The following is a 16,261-nucleotide window of genomic DNA, read 5'->3' on the forward strand; positions in this document are numbered from 1 at the left end:
GTGTCAACGTGTCCGCAGTCACCAGTCCCCTGGTTTGGGAGCACGTCCAGCCGGCCGCCGCCCGCCGGCTGCTCACCGGCGCCGTCGACGCGTTCGCGGAGCGCGGCTTCCAGGCCACCACCACCCGCGACATCGCGTCCCGCGCCGGGATGAGCCCGGCCGCGCTCTACGTGCACTACCCGTCCAAGGAGCGCCTGCTCTTCGAGATCAGCCTGTACGGCCACAACGCGGCTCTCGACGTACTGCGCTCTGCCGACAGCGGACCGACTCCCGCGGACCGGCTGCGATCCCTCGTCTCGGCGTTCACGGCCTGGCACGCCCAGCACCACACGGTCGCGCGAGTCGTGCAGTACGAGCTGGCCGCCCTCACCTCGGAGCATCTGGCCGAGGTGGCGACGATCCGTCGAGCCATCTCCACGCAGATCGAGCAGGTGCTGGCCGACGGCGTACGCGACGGCTCCTTCGCCGTCTGCGATCTGCCCGGCACGACTCTCGCCGTACTCTCACTCGCCATCGATGTGGCCCGGTGGTACACGCCGCACCGCGGCGACCCGGAGGCCTTGGGCAAGCTGTACGCCGACCTCGCCCACCGGATGGTGCAGGCATAGCAAAGACCCCGCACCACCCGGTGCGGGGTCTTTCGCGTACTGGCGTCAGGCCTGGAGTGCGGCCTGGACGTCGAGGTGGATGTCCACCTTGTCACCGATCAGCAGCTTGCCACCCTCGAGCGGCACGTTGAAGTCGATGCCCCAGTCCTTGCGGCTGATCGAGGTGGAGGCCTCGAAGCCGATGATGGTCTGGCCGTAGGCGTTCTGGTCGACACCGAGGAACTCGACCGCGAGCTCGATGCTCTTGGTCACGTTCTTGATGGTCAGCTCGCCGGCCAGGACGTAGTCGTCGCCCTCCGGCTTGAAGGCGGTGCTGACGAAGGTCATCTTCGGGCTGTTCTCGGCGTCGAAGAAGTCACCGGAGCGCAGGTGCCCGTCGCGCTGCTCGCTGCGCGTGTGGACGGAGGCCAGCTCGACGGCGACGTTCGCGGTCGACTCCTCGAGGGAGTCCTTGACGACGATCTCGCCGGCGTACTCCTGGAAGGTGCCGCGGACCTTGGTCATCAGGTGACGTACAGTGAAGCCGATCTCGCTGTGCGCGGTGTCGATCGCATAAGTACCGGCGACCAGGCCGGGGATGGTGCTGGTCGGGGTCGTGCCAGTAATGGCAGTCTCGCTCATGGGTTCCTCTCGGGAAAGTGTTCCTACTGGTCGGGGGCGACGCAGCCGGGGACTGAAAGTTCAATTTTCAACCTCTGACCACGACAGTAGGCATCAACGGTTTAAAAGTCAACTACATTCCCGGTACACTGTTCCCGTGACGATGACGACTCAGACCCGGTGGCTGGACGCCGACCAGCAGGTGGCGTGGCGTGCGTACCTGCTAGGAACCGCACGCCTGATGGCCAAGCTGGACGACGACCTGCGCCGGTTCGGCATCGGTATCAATGACTACGAGATCCTGGTCCGGCTCTCCGAGGCGCCCGACCGGCGGCTCCGGATGGCCGATCTGGCCGACCGGCTGCACCAGAGCCGCTCCCGGCTGACCCACACTGTCGGCCGCCTCGAGGCCGCCGACCTGGTCCGCCGTACGTCGTGCACGAGCGACAAGCGGGGCGTCTGGGCCGAGCTGACCGAGTCCGGACTCGAGTTGCTCGAGCAAGCGGCGCCGTACCACGTCGAAGGCGTTCGGGAGAACCTCGTCGACGTCGCCACCCCGGAGGACTTCGCCGCCGTGGGCCGCGTATTCGATTCGGTGTCCGAACACATCGGCCAGCGCTGACGGCCGGACGCTCACTGCCCTGACCCCGCCGGGGTGATCTCCAGCGTCAGCTCCTCCCGGTCGGCGCCGCGGTAGGCGATCATCGAGTCGCGCATCCGCCGTTTGACCGGTGGCAGGTGGTTGACCGTGCGCATCGCGGTTCGCATCCCGGCCAGCGCCAGCCGCCCGATCACGGGCTTGTGCACCGGGTCGTCGGACGTCATCTGGGCCCGCGACTTGAGCACCGCGTCGAAGCCGTACTCGATCATCTTCGCCTCGTACTCGTGCACGGCCGGGATCAGTTCCTGCCGCCCGTCGCGCACCTCGATCAGCGTCCGGCACAGGTTCACCGCGTCGCGCAGCGCGGTGTTCGCGCCGACGCCACGGCCCGGCGTCATGGTGTGAATCGCGTCCCCGAGCAGGGTCACAGTCGTCGACTCCCAGGGCTCGAGCGGGACCGACGTCCAGATGTTCACCGGGAAGCAGGTGCCGGGATCGGTCAGCTCGAACAGGCGGCGCAGGTTCGGGTGCCAGCCCGGCGTGACCTCGAGAGCGGTGTCGATCAGTTCCTGGCCGCGCAGCTCCATGATGTTCGCCGGCAGCTTGTCCTTGGTTGCCGACAGCCCCCAGTTGATGTAGTCGCGAGTGTTGTCGAACTGCAGTCCCGGCCACTGCCGAATCAGCTCCTTGGTGTTGCCGCCGATCCCACTCTTCACCCGACCGTCGCGGTCCCACTGGAACTCCATCACGTGCAGGATGCAGGCGAGCCCACGCGGTGCGCTGACGATCGAGATCCCCTCGAACACCTTGGGCGAGACGAGCTTCGCGCTCTCCTCGGTGATCGGGAGCTTCCCGGCGATCGCGATGATGCCGGTCTCCTCGGTCTCCGCCTGCGGCAGGTACTGACGCCGTACCCGGGAACCCGAGCCGTCGGCGGCGACCAGCAGATCGCCGGTGGCGTGCGTACCGTCGGCGAAGTACGCCGTGACCTGGTCGCCGTGCTGCTCGAAGCGGGTGAACTCCTTGCCGAACTCGACCACGTCGTCGAGACCGGTCAGCAATACCTGGCGCAGCGTCATCCGGCTGATCGACTTCTCACTCTCGACCGGGTCCGTCGACTCCGGAAGGTCCATCGAGAGAACCTCCTTGAGGTCCTCGGTGAGCATGTTGAAGTACTTCGGGTCGCGAGCCTTCGTCGCCACGAACGTGTCGTAAAGCTCCTTCGGCAGCAGCGCGTGCAGCGCCCGGCTGCCATCGGGGTCGATGCCGACCCGGTAGCCGTGCAGGCCGTCCGTCCGCAGCGCGTCCCGCTCGAACACGGTCACGCCGATCCCGGCCCGCTTCAGGCCGTGCGCCAACGCCAGTCCGCCGGTCCCGCCACCGATCACCAGTACCTTCATCGCCGTCCCCTTTTATCTCGGATCTTCAAGTATCTCGGTAATCCGAGTATCTTGGATACCCGAGAGAAATGCAAGCCCTATGCTGAGGTGGACCATGACCAGTTCCCGAGACGAGCTCACCGGCGAGATCCAGCAGCGGATGATCCGGTTCATCGCCGGCGTGATCCTCTACAACCACGCGGTCTCCGCGAAGGTGGGACTGGGCGCCAGCGACTCACAGTTCATGACGCTCCTGCAGACCTACGGCCCGCTCACGCCGCGCCAGCTCGCCGAGCACACCGGCCTCACCTCCGGCACGATCACCGGCGTGATCGACCGCCTGGAATCCCACGGCTTCGTCACCCGCGAACCCGACCCGGCCGACCGCCGCAAGGTCGTCGTCACGCCGTCGGTGCAGGCGATCCAGGACAAGCTGGTCCCCCTGTACACCGAGCAGGGCCAGAGCATGCAGGCCGTCCTGGCCACCCGGAGCGAGGCCGAACTGCGAACGATCTCGGCCTTCCTCGCCGACGCGATCAGCAACGCTGTAGCTCCAAGCTAAAGCCTTTGAGTCCGCCGCCCCATTTCGGGGAACCTTGCGGCGTGACGGATTCTCACCAGGACGGCCGGGCCGGTATCGACGCGGCGCTCGTACGGCGATTGATCGCGCAGCAATTCCCGCAGTGGGCCGACCTGCCGGTCACACCGGTCAAGATCGACGGCTGGGACAACCGAACGTACCGGCTGGGCACCGAGCTGACAGCACGGTTGCCGACGCACGAGAGCTACACGGCTGCCATCGGCAAGGAACACGAGTGGCTGCCGGTCCTCGCGCCGTACCTGCCGGTGGCGATCCCTGAGGCGGTGGCGAAGGGTTCGCCAGGTGAGGGGTATCCGTACCACTGGGCGATCCGCCGCTGGATCGACGGCGAGACGGCCACGGTGGAGAACATCGCCGACCTGGACGAATTCGCCCGGTCGATCGCCGAGTTCATCCTCGCCCTGCAGAGTGTCGACGCCACTGGCGGGCCGGTCGCCGGCGCGCACAGCTTCTACCGCGGCGGGCCACCGGAGTACTACCACGACGAGACCGTCGAGGCGCTCGCCGTACTGAAGGGGCGGATCGACGCCGACCCGGCCCGCGAGGTCTGGGACGCCGCACTCGCGACCTCGTGGGACCGGCCGCCGGTGTGGTTCCACGGCGATATTGCCTCCGGCAACCTCCTGGTCCGCGACGGCCGGCTCTCGGCGGTCATCGACTTCGGCACCTCCGGAGTCGGCGACCCGGCGTGCGACCTGGTGATCGCGTACACGTTCTTCGCCGGCGACGCCCGCGAGACCTTCCGCGCGGCGGTCGGCCAGGATCGCGACACGTGGGCCCGCGCCCGCGGCTGGGCCCTCTGGAAGGCCCTCATCACCACAGACCTTCCCGTCGTCGAACACGTCCTCGCCGACCACAAGCTCCACAGCTGACCTAGTGGCCGGCCGTCCGGACCCGCGGCAACCACCTGGCGACCTCCCGTGATCACGCTGCGTCCTCACCCCTGTGGGGTGAGGCGCTCCGCTCCGTGACGAGGTGAGATCAGTTGCGTACGCCGCTGCCGGACCGGTGGCGGCTTGTGCAGCGAGAAAGGGAGTAGCAGATGGCTGCAAAGGGAAGTGGGGCTTGGGCGGGCTGGGTCCTGTTCGCCGGCACGATACTTCTGGTCACCGGGCTGATCAACGTCTTCCAGGGGATCGTCGCGCTCGTCGACGACGAACGGCTAGCGCTGACGCCGAACAAGCTGGTCATCGTCGACGTGACCGGGTTGGGCTGGACGCTTCTGATCGCCGGCCTGCTGATGATCGGCGCCGGCGCCGGACTGCTGATGGCGCAGACCTGGGCCCGGATCACCTCGATCATCCTGGTCTCGCTGCACCTCATCATCCAGATTGCGTGGCTGGGCGCGTACCCCGTCTGGTCGTTGCTGATGATCGCGCTGGACATCGTCATCCTCTTCGCGCTCACCGCGCGCTGGAGCGACGCACGAGAGAGCCTCGGGATGGACGAGGTACCGACGAGTGCCCCGAAGGCAGCCGGGCACCGAGCCACCTCGGCAAACTGAGCGAGTAGGAACGCCGCCATCAACCTCGACCGGCAGCTCGGCCTCACCCGTCAGGCGTGAGGCCGGCTGCCGGAGTCGAGTCCAGGAGTCTCAGCTGGCGATCATCTCGCGCAGCACCGCCTCCTGCTCGTTCGACAGGTTGGACTGAATGAGTTCGGGTTTGAACTCGCCACCCTCCTCGAACGCGGGTGGTCAGAGGCAGCGTGCCCCGACCGTAGAGCCATTCACTCACCCCGGGTGCGTGAGAGTCGGCCGTGTGAGAGCGGGCTCGGTGAGTGTCAGCTGAGTGCGTCTCAGCAGGATGCGTGAGCCCACGCCGGCTGATGCCTGCGTGGGCTCCCGCTGCGTCTCCGGGGTCAGTCGCGGGTGAGCTTGCGGTAGGTGACCCGGTGCGGACGGGCCGCCTCCGGCCCCAGCCGCTCGACCTTGTTCGCCTCGTACGACGCGAAGTTGCCCTCGAACCAGAACCACTTGGCCGGGTCCTGCTCGGTGCCCTCCCAGGCCAGGATGTGCGTCGCCACGCGGTCCAGGAACCACCGGTCGTGGGACACGACCACCGCACAGCCGGGGAACTCCAGCAGCGCGTCCTCGAGCGACTGCAAGGTCTCCACGTCCAGGTCGTTGGTCGGCTCGTCGAGGAGCAGCAAGTTGCCGCCCATCTTCAGCGTCAGCGCCAGGTTCAGCCGGTTGCGCTCACCGCCGGACAGTACGCCGGTCGGCTTCTGCTGGTCCGGGCCCTTGAATCCGAACGAGGCGACGTACGCGCGGCTCGGCATCTCGAAGTTGGCGACCTTGATGTAATCGAGCTCGTCCGACACCTGCTGCCAGACGGTCTTCCTCGGGTCCAGGCCGCCGCGCGACTGGTCGACGTACGAGACCTTGACGGTGTCGCCGAGCTTGAGCGTGCCCGCGTCCGGCGTCTCCTCGCCGACGATCATCCGGAACAGCGTCGACTTGCCGACACCGTTCGGACCGACGACGCCGACGATGCCGGCCCGCGGCAGCGAGAAGCTCAGGCCGTCGATCAGCTTGCGGCCGCCGAAGCCCTTCTCCAGCTTGCTGACCTCGAGCACCGTGCTGCCCAGGCGCGGACCCGGCGGGATGTTGATCTCGTCGATGTCCAGCTTCTTGGCGCGCTCCGCCTCGGCCGCGAGCTCCTCGTACCGCTGCAGGCGCGCCTTGCTCTTGGATTGCCGGCCTTTCGCGTTCGACCGGACCCACTCGAGCTCGCGCTCCAGGATCTTCTGCCGCTTGGCGTCCTTGCGGCCTTCGACGACGAGCCGCTCCTGCTTCGTCTCCAGGTACTTCGAGTAGTTCCCCTCGTACCCGTAGGTCTTCCCGCGATCCATCTCCAGGATCCACTCGGCCACGTTGTCCAGGAAGTACCGGTCGTGGGTGATCGCCAGGACGGCGCCCGGGTACTTCTGCAGGTGCTGCTCGAGCCACATCACGGACTCCGCGTCCAGGTGGTTGGTGGGCTCGTCGAGCAGCAGCAGGTCGGGCTGCTGCAGCAGCAGCTTGCACAGCGCGACCCGGCGGCGCTCACCACCGGACAGCTTGTCGACGAGCGCGTCGGCCGGCGGGCACCGCAGCGCGTCCATCGCCTGCTCCAGCTGAGCGTCGACGTCCCAGGCGTTGCGGTGGTCGAGCTCGGTCTGCAGGTCACCCATCTCGGCCAGCAGCGCGTCGTAGTCCGCGTCCGGGTCGGCCAGCTCGGCGGTGACCTCGTTGAAGCGGTTCAGCTTCTGCTTGGTGTCGCCGACGCCTTCCTCGACGTTCTCCAGGACCGTCTTGCCCTCGGTCAGCGGCGGCTCCTGCAGCAGGATCCCGACCGTCGCGCCCTCGGCCAGCCGGGCCTCACCGTTGGAGGGCTGATCGAGCCCCGCCATGATCTTGAACAGCGAGGACTTACCGGTGCCGTTCGGCCCGACCACGCCGATCTTCGCGCCGGTCAGGAAGTTCAAGGTGACGTTGTCGAGAACGACCTTGTCGCCGTGCGCCTTCCGGACGTTGCGAAGCGTGTAGATGAATTCCGCCATACCCAGAGCCTATGTGCTCGGACCCACCTGTCCCAATCGGCCCTCTCGGTTGTCCACAGATCAGGAATCGATCCGGCGGAAGGCCTCTCCAGGCGTGCATCTTCTCCGGTGACAGCGGATTCGCGACCAAAGGAATGGCGACGATCATGAGCCTCAGCGAGACCTACGTGACGGTGCAGGGCTGGGTCGGCAGTGACCCGGACTTCAAGGAGATCGGTGGGCAGGTGCCGCACGCGACGTTCCGGATGGGTTCCACGCCACGACAGTTCGACCGCGCCCTCAATACGTACGTCTACAAACCGACGACCTGGTTCAGCGTCGAGTGCTGGCGCAACCTGGCCCAGAACGCCTTCGAATCGGTGCGTGTCGGGCAGCCCGTCATCGTCACCGGCCGGCTGCGCACGCACGAATGGACCGACGATGCCGGCGAGCCACGCAGCCGGGTCGTCCTCGAGGCGTTCTCCCTCGGTCACGATCTGAGCCGAGGCACGACCACGTTCACCAAGAGCTCACCTCGCTCCGGCTCGGCTCCCGGCGAGCTCGCGGCAGTCCCGTCCGCGGGGCCGGCCGAGGCACCCGCCTCGCCGTACCCGGCCGATGAGTACTCCGCGACCGCGCTGCCCCTCACCACAGACACCGAGGCACCGGAAGCGGCGGCGGCATGACTATCTCAGTATTGACTTATATAAGCCTCGCCCGGCATTCTAGGCCCCAGCCGACCAGCCCACGACGAGAGGGAACCACCCGTGATCGACATCCTCGAGCACATCAACGCCGTCCAGCGCGAGGTCAGCCGCACCGGGGAGACGGTGACCGTGCGGGTGCGCCGCTCGTACCAGGCCGAGCCGGAGGAGCTGTGGGACGCGCTCACGGATCCCGAGCGGATGCGCCGCTGGTTCTGGCCGGTCACCGGCGACTTCAAGGTCGGCGGCACCTTCCAGCTCCAGGACAACGCCGGCGGCGAGATCCTGGAGTGCGAGCCGCCCAAGCGCTTCAAAGTCACCTTCGGCGGTCCGACGAGTCTCCTCGAGCTGCGGTTGCTGCCAGGCTCGGGGGCTTCGACCGAGCTGGAGCTCGAGCACTCGATGGGCGAGCCACCGGCTCCCGGCGGTTCCGGCGCGCTCTGGGTCGGCCCCGGCTGGGACGGCGGCTTCCTCGCCCTCGCGCTGTACGTCTCCGGCGACCTCCCGGAGGGCACCAACCCGGTCGAGATGGCCGACTCCCCCGAGGTCGTCAGGTTCAACGAGCAGTCGGTCCGCGCCTGGATCGAAGCCGTCCGCTCCTCGGGGACTACCTCCGAGGCAGACCTCGCCGAAGCCGCCAAGATCTCCATGGCCCAGTTCTCCCCAGGCACCGAGGTCTGACCTACCCGCTTGGTCTCCCGAGCGCGCGCCCGGGCATCTCGCGGCACGCGCTTCGCATCGGGCGGCGGCTACTGACGAGCGGTGGCGAGGTTGTCGCGGCAGGTGGTGTAGGCGTCCAGCTCCTCGCGGGCGGGGGCTACAACGTGGCTTTCGGCAACTTTCTCGAGCTCCGTGCGCAGCGCCTTACCCACCAGGCGAGAGCGGCGGACGGCTCCACTGGCCGCGAAGAGGCGGCAGACGAAGGAGAGCGCGAGTCCGAGGACAGCACCGCCGACGAGCATGATCCAGGCGTACGGGATCCCGTTCCATTCCGGCAGCGGCGGGTCGTCCAAGCCTGCGATCCGGGCCACGAGCAGCGCGGCGAGCCACAGGCCGCCGCCAAGCATGATCAGGAAGAGCAGCCACTGGACGAAGCGAGCAGCGCCCCACCAGCCGGGGTTGTTGGTCGCACCGAGGTCGGTCCGCGCAACCGCCTGGTCGAGCTCGTCGCCGAGCGACTCCTCCCGGCGGCGGATCGCCGTCCGCACCGAGTCGGCCCACGGACGCGACAGCCCTTCCGCGGCCTTGGTGGTGATCGTGCGTACGGCGGTGTCCATCCGGGCCCGCTGCACAGGAGTTGCCGCAGGCAACGAAGAGCGGGCGATCGCGACCTCGTTCGACGCGGACTTGCGCAACGCCTTGCCCTGCTGGCGCGAGACCTGGTCGACGTGCAGCCGCCGCAACGGATCGGGCCGGAATCGTCCGAGCCACTTGGTGACCGGCCATCCCGTCGCCGCCCGGGCGCGCTGCAGGTACGAACGTCGTACGGCGTCGACCACGACCGGGAGACCGCTCGCGTCGGACAACGCTTCGACGAGCTCGGTGATGTCGCTCTGGGCGATCTCCGGGGTCTTGGCGTTACCGCACTGGCTCGCCATCCGGTCCGCGACCCGGTCGACGTCGGCGGAGAGGCGTTCGCGGGCGGAGCGTTTGTTGCTGACCCGCTTGACCAGCAGGGCCCGCACCTCGTCCAGCCCGTCACCGCTGACAGCGGAGGTCGCGACGACCGTCGGCGACTTGAGGCCGTCCGACTTGAGCAGCCGGTCGAGGTCGTTGAGACAGCTCTTCTGCTGGTCCGGTGTCAGTTTGTCGATGTGGTTCAGCGCGAACACCATGACCCCGGAATGCGAGGCGAACGGCTTGATGTACCGGTTGTGCAGCGCGGCATCGGCGTACTTCTGCGGATCCACCACCCACACGAGCAGGTCGACCAGCTCCACGAGCCGGTCGACGATCAGGCGATGCTCGACCTCGGTCGAGTCGTGGTCGGGGAGGTCCAGCAAGATCAGCCCGTCCAGATCCTCGGACTGCGCCTCCTCCAAGGAGCTGCGATGCTGCACCTGGTGCCGGCGCGGGATGCCCAGCCAGTTCAGCACTTCCCCGGCCGGCTCCTCGCCCCACACACACGCGAGCGGCATCGAGCTGGTCGGCCGGCGCGTGCCGATCGCGGCCAGGTCGAGCCCGGTCAACGCGTTGAACAGCGACGACTTGCCGGAGCCCGTCGCGCCTGCCAGCGCGACCAGCGTCAGCTCGCCGGACATCCGCAAGCGCTGCCCGGCCCGATCCACGATCTGTGTGGCCTCGGTGAGCACCACCGGATCCAACCGGCCCTGGCCGGCCTTCGCGGCCGCCTCGAGGGCGTCGATCTTCTTCAGGACATCAGTCGCACCCCGCACCGGGGTTTCGACCGTATCCACCGTTTCCGTCACGTGCAGTCCTCCACCGCGCGCGCGGCCTCCGTCAGTTGCCTGGCCGTCTCGGGGTCGACCGGATGCTGGTCAAGGACAGCCAGATAGCGGGCGAATTCGGCATCCATCAGGGCATGAACCTTACCGTCAAGGTCTTCACGCGCCTTGTCGACCAGGGTACGCACGGACGTGTCGCCGAAGACAGCCTCCAGCAACTTCTGCCCGACGACCGCACTTCCGGCGCCGGCGCTTGCCTCGGCCGCCTTCGGGATGCCCGTACCGCTGGCGAAGATCACCACCATCAGCGAGAGTCCCAGGCCGTTCACGCCGTACTCCAGGATGCGGGCGGTCGACCGCTTGTCGGCGCCTTCCTTGCGGACCAGGTCGAGCACATAGGCCTGCCACTCGCGGACCGTGCGGCCGGCCGCGGCCGGGAAGTCCTCGGACAGCGCGCCAAGCTCGGGGCCTCCGGTGGCGAGCAATTGGCGTCCGGCTGCACTCGCCTGCCAGGCCTTCTCGGCCCGTTCGGCAGCGTCCGCCGCCTGCTCGCGCAGCAGCGACTCCAGGCCGGACTCGATCGCGTCGCTGACGTCGCGGGTCTGCGCCGGCTGGTTGACGAGTGACTTCTTCACCTTGTCGCGCATCCGGCCGACGTTGGTCTGCAAGCCCTTCAGCAGTTCGCCCGTGCCGACGAACTCCTGCCACCGGGCGAGCACCTCGCCCCGCAACAGCGTTCCGTCCTGCGTGGCCTTTGCGATGTCCTTGACAGCCTGGTCGTACGCCGACTCGGCCGTCGACCGCAGTTCGATCGCGGTGTCGGCCTGAGCCCGGACCGCGGCCGCGAACGGCGGCGTCGTCTTCACCATCGCGCTGACCGCGCCCTGCAGGGTACGGCGGACAACGGCTGCCCGGGCCTCCGCGTCGGCGGCCAGGTCGATCAGCCAGTCCTTGATCGAGGCAACGGTCTCGGCCGGCAACATCCCGTTGCCGTCGACAACTGTCTCCTGGATCGAGAACAGCGGCGAGTCGCCGAGCCCGCGCTCGAGCAGCATCTGTGCGAGGTGCCCGGTGATGTCGTCGATCGTCTCCCCGGGAGCCCGGTCGAGGACGACGGCGATCGCGGTACTGCGGTCCGACGCACTCTGGAGGAAGTCCCACGGGACCGCGTCGGAGTACCGGGCGGCCGTGGTCACGAACAGCCAGAGGTCGGCCGCCGCGAGCAACTGGGTGGCGAGATCACGGTTCGCCTCGACGACCGAGTCGATGTCAGGCGCATCCAGGATCGCCAACCCTCGCGGAACGGTGTCAGCGGCAACCAACCGCAGCTGGCCCGCATCCTCAGTCCCACCCGGACTCTCGGAACTCGTCCGCGCCATCCCCGGCAGCACCCGGTCACCCACGAACCAGTCCGCATCGGCCGGGTGATGAATCAACACCGGCGATCGCGTAGTCGGCCGCAACACACCCGGCTCGCTGACAACCTTCCCAATGACAGTGTTGACCAGCGTCGACTTCCCCGCTCCGGTCGAGCCGCCAACCACCGCCAGCACCGGCGCTTCCAGCTGCACCAGCCGAGGCAGCAGGTAGTCATCCAGCTGATCCAACATCACCTTCTGCTGCTGCCGAGCCTCGTCAGCCCCCACCACATCCAACGGCAACTGACTACCAGCCAGCGCACCCCGCAACTTCATCAACGCCGTAATCAAAGCCATAGCAGCCTGCTCAGCCGCCAACCGCTCAGCCAACTCCTCCGCAGTCAGCTCCCGAACTTCCTCACCCTGACCACCGTCCGAAGCCTTGTCCGCGCCCTCTGCCGCCGCAGCGTCTTCCACCGCAGGTCCTCCAGCCTCCTCGGCGCTGTCGCCGGCCTTAGCCTGGCCACGCTCCGCAGCCTCGGCGCCGTCAGCCGCAGCTACCTCCGAGGCACCCTCGGCGTCCTCAGCTGCCGACGAGCTCTCTGCGTCCCCCGGAGACGCAGTCTCGCCAGCTTCAGCCCGCTGGGCAGGCGAATCCTCAGCCTGCTCGTCACCGGAGCCTTCACCCGCGTCCTCAGCCGCAGCGTCCCCAGCCCCGCCCGACTTCTCGGCCGCAGCAGCCTCGCCCGAGCCTTCAGTTGCGGCGCCCACACCCTCGCTCGAACCCTCCGCCACGGCGTCGGCAGCCTCGCTCGAGCCTTCGGCCCCGCGGGCGACAGCCTCGCGAGCAGCCTGACCGCCGGCAGCCGTGTCGGCAGCAGTCCCGGCGGACTCCTTCTGAGCTGCCGCACCATTCTCAGCGGCAGCGTCGGCCTCTGCCGCCGCCGCACGCTTCTTGTTCTTCTTTGGTGCGGACTTGGCACCCTCAGCCTGAGCGGTACCACCGGCCACGTCAGAGCCCTCAGCCTCAGCCGCGTCCACCTCGCCGGCATCCTCGGCTGCAGGGTTGGCATCCTCGGATGCAGGGTCGGCAGCCTCGTTGGAGGCCTCAGCTACAGCCTCGGCAGCGTCGCCGGCGCCGGAAACTCCATCGCCTGCCCCCGGCGTCTCCGCCGGGGTCCCAGTGGACTCCTCCGCGGCGTCCGCGTCGGCCTCGGCGGTCGGCGCGCTCTCGGAAGACTCCTCGGCGGGCTGTTCGCTCGCGGGCGCCTTCTCCGCGGCTGGGGTGTCTTCTGTGGACGGCTCCGAGGAGGTGCCGTCCGAGTCGGCGGCCGGGCCGTCTCCCGCAGGCTCGTTCGAGGACTGCTCGTCGGCGTCTTCCGCGGAGTGCCCGGGGGACGTCTCGGCTGCGTCGGTGGCGGGATTTTCGGGGGTTGCCTCGGTGGACTCGTCTGACTTCTCGGGTTTGGGGAGGCCGACGATGATGTTGCCGTATTCGAGGGGGAAGCCGTCCGGGGACTCGTCCGGCTCGTAGATGACGCCGACCCTGGGGCGTGCAGGTGCGGCGGGTGGGCCGTCGGTCGACCTGGCGGCAGGTGCGGCGGCTTCCTCGGCACGCGTCGCGTCGGCCGCATCCGACGCCGGCTCGTCAGCTGCCTTCGGCTGCTGCTCGTTGACCGCCTCAGACCCCGCGCTGTCGGCTGCCTCGGACACCTGGCCGTCAACTCCCTCGGCTGGCACCTTGCCGGCCGCTTCGGACGACAGGCCGTCGGCTGCCTCGGAGGAGTCGCCGCCAGCCGCCTCGGATGCCGTCTTATTGGCGGCCTCGGACGACTGGTCGTCGGCTGGCTCGGGTGCCGGGTCGTCGGTGGCTGGGGCCTGCGCGTCAGCGGCTGAAGTCGGCTCGTCGGTGGTTCGGGCGGGCGTCTCGTCGGAGGCGGGCTTCTCGGCTTCCGGCGTACTGGCCTTGGCGGCGGATTCAGACCGTGCCTCGGGCTGCTTCACGGCAGCGTCAGGGGTGGGGTCGGCCGCCGCCGGCTTGGCTGTCGAGTCCGGCGTGTTGGGGGGTTCGGGTGGGGTGGCGGACTTGCGGCGACGGCGGCGCCAGAAGCCTTTGCCTTTGGCATCGGACTGCGCGCTCGACTGGGCGATCAGGTTCGCCAGCTCCTGGGCAGGCTGATCCTGGTTCGGAACCCGCGGCTCCGAACCTTCACCAGCTGCTGACCTGATGTCAGCCACGGCGTCCGCCCACGAGCACAGAGTGCCCGGTCGGACAGCGCAGAAGCAAAGTCATCGTGTTCCCGTTTGGCGGCGTGGACGGGTGGCAGTCACTGCGATGGTGGATACGGACCGTATCCTCCCCGCGGTCCTTGCTGACCAGTGGGTCCCGGTGGGTAACCAGGTTGGCCCGCTGGGTAACCGGGTTGCCCCGAGGGATACCCCGGCTGAGCCGGAGGATACCCACCCTGCGGAGCCGGCTGCCCAGCACCGGGATACGGCCCACCCGGCACCGGCCTGCCAGGCAGAGGTCCACCCGGTCCCCCGGGCGGGCCCTGGAACTGCGGCGCCGCCTGGGCGAACGCCGGCATCGGCGGGAACGGCACGCTCGGGCGGCGTTCGCGCAGCTCGTCGAGCAGCTGCTTCTCGGTCTCCAGCGCGTCCGGGCCGATCACCTGCCGGACGATCTTGTCCCGCAGGTAGGCCAGCTCGGTCGCGTTCTGCTGGAACGCCTTCGCGGCCGCTTCGGCCTGCGGACCGTACCGTTTCGCATTCTGCCGGAGCGCCTTGCGCCCGCGCAGTGTCGCGATCAGCGGTACGTCCTGTGGAACCAGCCAGCCGAACCGCACATAGTCGTACAGCCGGGACGCGATCATCTGTCCCTCCCGGGACCGCATCACCAGGGCGAACACGACCATGCCGATGAAGATCGGCACCATCAGGAACAGGTAGACGGTGATGAAACCGCCACCCCCGGCCCAGCTGGCACCGCCGTTCCAGAGTCCATGGGCCAGCACCGCGGCCAGGTACCCGACGATCGGCGCGAGGAAACGGACCGCCGTACTTCGGCTCCGGATCGCGACGCCGATCCCGATCGCGGTGAACGATGTGAAGAGTGGATGGGCGAACGGCGAGATCAGCCCGCGGATCACGAACAGCACGAACGCGCCGCGCAGGCCCGCGTCGCTGCCGGACTCCTCGGACAGCGTGTTGAAGATGCGCCCGTAGTAGAGGATGTTCTCGGTGAAGGCGAACCCGACGCCGACCATCCCGGCGTACACGAGGCCGTCGATGATGCCGTCGAACTCCTTGCGCCGTACGAGCGCGAGCAGCAGGATCACGGATCCCTTGGCGAACTCCTCCACCGGCGGCGCGACGAACACAGCCGACCGGTCGCCGCCGACGCCGGTCTCGGCCAGCCGGTGCGACACCTCGGTGTTGATGAAGATCGCGACCAGGGTGGCGATGAAGGCGCCCCAGCACAGCGCGAACAGGATGTACTTGGTCGGCTCCGGCTCGTAACGGTCCAGCCACAGATACAGCGCGATCACCGGGATGACGGGGACGAACGCGAACACCAGCCCCCAGGTGAAGCCGCCCGCGCCGGTCGACTTGGCCACGATGCCGAAGATCACCAGGCCCGCGATCGCGAACACCACCGCGACCACGATGCCGATCAGGATGCCCTGGTTCCGCCGCTGACCCGGGATCGGGTGGGTGCCGCGCACGTTCGGCTGCGGGTAGGGACCGCCGGGCGAGTACGCCGACCCCGCCGCGGGTTGCGGCGAGCCGGCCGGGCCTGGTGAGGGGTAACTCATGCCCGAAGCCTAGTTGGGGAGCCCATCCCGCGGCAGAACCACCCACTCAGCGTTACCGGGATGGAACGACAACCCTGTATTTTTCGCCTCGTACGCCGCTCGTCGCCGCGACATACCCAGGAACCCAGAGGCGCGATCGCCCGCCCATCTGAGAGACTCTTCCGTGCCGTGTGCCCCCGTAGCTCAGCTGGATAGAGCGTCGGACTTCTAATCCGTTGGTCGCAGGTTCGAGTCCTGCCGGGGGCGCCACGCTGTGATCTGGCAATATGCCCTGAGAGTGATATACGAGCCGGGCTCTTGGGAATCCAGCTGGGAATCCCGGCGCTCTACACTCCGCTCTTATGGCGGTTCGAGCGGGGCAGCGAGGCCACATCGAGAACCACGGCACCAGCTTCAGAGCCGTCGTGTACGCCGGCCGAGATGCACTGACTGGCAAGAAGCGGTACCTCAAGAAAACATGCGAGACAGAGAAGCAAGCACAGGTCGAGCTGACCAAGCTCCTCCACCAGGTGGACGAACAACGGCAGCCCCGCAGCGGGATCACCGTCAGCCAGCTCATCGACAGGTGGTTCGAGGTCCAAGAACACGAGGAGAGCACACGTAAGACATACGTAGGCCTGGTCAAGAACTACATCGATCCGGTCTTCGGCTCGATGCAAGCCGCAAAG

The 16,261-nt window shown here is 68.1% G+C and carries 13 protein-coding genes, 1 tRNA gene and 1 pseudogene; 9 read left to right on the forward strand and 6 right to left on the reverse strand.

The window, feature by feature from the left end:
* Positions 1-8: 8 nt before the first annotated feature.
* On the forward strand, positions 9-608 hold the full coding sequence (locus tag ACXC9Q_RS32285) for a TetR/AcrR family transcriptional regulator (RefSeq protein WP_457060442.1): 600 nt from the start codon (positions 9-11) through the stop codon (positions 606-608).
* A 45-nt stretch (positions 609-653) separates the two neighbouring features.
* Here the strand turns inward: ACXC9Q_RS32285 and ACXC9Q_RS32290 are convergent, their stop codons facing one another.
* Positions 654-1,229 (reverse strand): YceI family protein, encoded by a 576-nt coding sequence (locus tag ACXC9Q_RS32290; RefSeq protein ID WP_457060443.1) that lies wholly within the window; start codon positions 1,227-1,229, stop codon positions 654-656.
* A 142-nt stretch (positions 1,230-1,371) separates the two neighbouring features.
* On the opposite strand from ACXC9Q_RS32290, the gene ACXC9Q_RS32295 reads away from it, so the two are divergent.
* Positions 1,372-1,830, forward strand: coding sequence for a MarR family winged helix-turn-helix transcriptional regulator (locus tag ACXC9Q_RS32295; protein WP_457060487.1), 459 nt, complete (start codon positions 1,372-1,374; stop codon positions 1,828-1,830).
* Positions 1,831-1,841: 11 nt separating this feature from the next.
* On the opposite strand, the gene ACXC9Q_RS32300 is transcribed toward ACXC9Q_RS32295, so the two are convergent.
* Entirely contained in the window at positions 1,842-3,209 is a 1,368-nt protein-coding gene (locus tag ACXC9Q_RS32300; RefSeq protein ID WP_457060444.1) for an FAD-dependent oxidoreductase, read from the reverse strand.
* Between the two features lie 94 nt (positions 3,210-3,303).
* Here ACXC9Q_RS32300 and ACXC9Q_RS32305 point away from each other — a divergent pair, with 94 nt between their 5' ends.
* The 3 genes from ACXC9Q_RS32305 to ACXC9Q_RS32315 all read left to right on the forward strand — a co-directional run bounded on the left by ACXC9Q_RS32305 (position 3,304) and on the right by ACXC9Q_RS32315 (position 5,293).
* On the forward strand, positions 3,304-3,750 hold the full coding sequence (locus tag ACXC9Q_RS32305) for a MarR family winged helix-turn-helix transcriptional regulator (protein ID WP_457060445.1): 447 nt from the start codon (positions 3,304-3,306) through the stop codon (positions 3,748-3,750).
* Between the two features lie 41 nt (positions 3,751-3,791).
* Complete coding sequence (locus tag ACXC9Q_RS32310; protein ID WP_457060446.1) at positions 3,792-4,661, forward strand: aminoglycoside phosphotransferase family protein; 870 nt, start codon at positions 3,792-3,794, stop codon at positions 4,659-4,661.
* Positions 4,662-4,831: 170 nt separating this feature from the next.
* A complete protein-coding gene (locus ACXC9Q_RS32315) occupies positions 4,832-5,293 on the forward strand; it encodes a DUF7144 family membrane protein (RefSeq protein WP_457060447.1) in 462 nt (153 codons plus the stop codon).
* Positions 5,294-5,649: 356 nt separating this feature from the next.
* Here the strand turns inward: ACXC9Q_RS32315 and ettA are convergent, their stop codons facing one another.
* A complete protein-coding gene (gene ettA, locus ACXC9Q_RS32320) occupies positions 5,650-7,332 on the reverse strand; it encodes an energy-dependent translational throttle protein EttA (RefSeq protein WP_457060448.1) in 1,683 nt (560 codons plus the stop codon).
* 146 nt (positions 7,333-7,478) lie between these two features.
* On the opposite strand from ettA, the gene ACXC9Q_RS32325 reads away from it, so the two are divergent.
* Complete coding sequence (locus tag ACXC9Q_RS32325) at positions 7,479-7,997, forward strand: single-stranded DNA-binding protein (protein ID WP_457060449.1); 519 nt, start codon at positions 7,479-7,481, stop codon at positions 7,995-7,997.
* 81 nt (positions 7,998-8,078) lie between these two features.
* Positions 8,079-8,696, forward strand: a complete 618-nt coding sequence (locus ACXC9Q_RS32330; RefSeq protein WP_457060450.1) for an SRPBCC family protein — start codon at positions 8,079-8,081, stop codon at positions 8,694-8,696.
* Between the two features lie 68 nt (positions 8,697-8,764).
* Here ACXC9Q_RS32330 and ACXC9Q_RS32335 read toward each other — a convergent pair whose 3' ends face one another.
* From ACXC9Q_RS32335 to ACXC9Q_RS32345, 3 genes are all read right to left on the reverse strand, one after another.
* On the reverse strand, positions 8,765-10,444 hold the full coding sequence (locus ACXC9Q_RS32335; protein ID WP_457060451.1) for a GTPase: 1,680 nt from the start codon (positions 10,442-10,444) through the stop codon (positions 8,765-8,767).
* Positions 10,441-14,016 (reverse strand): dynamin family protein, encoded by a 3,576-nt coding sequence (locus ACXC9Q_RS32340; RefSeq protein ID WP_457060452.1) that lies wholly within the window; start codon positions 14,014-14,016, stop codon positions 10,441-10,443. Before ACXC9Q_RS32340 ends, ACXC9Q_RS32335 begins: the two co-directional genes overlap by 4 nt.
* A gap of 89 nt (positions 14,017-14,105) precedes the next feature.
* Positions 14,106-15,593, reverse strand: a complete 1,488-nt coding sequence (locus tag ACXC9Q_RS32345; protein WP_457060453.1) for a PrsW family glutamic-type intramembrane protease — start codon at positions 15,591-15,593, stop codon at positions 14,106-14,108.
* Positions 15,594-15,765: 172 nt separating this feature from the next.
* On the opposite strand from ACXC9Q_RS32345, the gene ACXC9Q_RS32350 reads away from it, so the two are divergent.
* Positions 15,766-15,842: transfer RNA gene (locus ACXC9Q_RS32350), tRNA-Arg, on the forward strand.
* Positions 15,843-15,934: 92 nt separating this feature from the next.
* Positions 15,935-16,249 (forward strand): annotated as a pseudogene (locus tag ACXC9Q_RS32355) (tyrosine-type recombinase/integrase); the annotation flags it as partial.
* Positions 16,250-16,261: the final 12 nt, after the last annotated feature.

Source organism: Kribbella sp. CWNU-51 (genome assembly GCF_054073265.1).

Coding starts and splice junctions, on each gene's coding strand:
- ACXC9Q_RS32345 (WP_457060453.1), bottom strand. CDS start 15,593: ATGAGTTACCCCTCACCAGGCCCGGCCGGCTCGCCGCAACCCGCGGCG.
- ACXC9Q_RS32290 (WP_457060443.1), bottom strand. CDS start 1,229: ATGAGCGAGACTGCCATTACTGGCACGACCCCGACCAGCACCATCCCC.
- ettA (WP_457060448.1), bottom strand. CDS start 7,332: ATGGCGGAATTCATCTACACGCTTCGCAACGTCCGGAAGGCGCACGGC.
- ACXC9Q_RS32300 (WP_457060444.1), bottom strand. CDS start 3,209: ATGAAGGTACTGGTGATCGGTGGCGGGACCGGCGGACTGGCGTTGGCG.
- ACXC9Q_RS32295 (WP_457060487.1), top strand. CDS start 1,372: ATGACGACTCAGACCCGGTGGCTGGACGCCGACCAGCAGGTGGCGTGG.
- ACXC9Q_RS32315 (WP_457060447.1), top strand. CDS start 4,832: ATGGCTGCAAAGGGAAGTGGGGCTTGGGCGGGCTGGGTCCTGTTCGCC.
- ACXC9Q_RS32305 (WP_457060445.1), top strand. CDS start 3,304: ATGACCAGTTCCCGAGACGAGCTCACCGGCGAGATCCAGCAGCGGATG.
- ACXC9Q_RS32325 (WP_457060449.1), top strand. CDS start 7,479: ATGAGCCTCAGCGAGACCTACGTGACGGTGCAGGGCTGGGTCGGCAGT.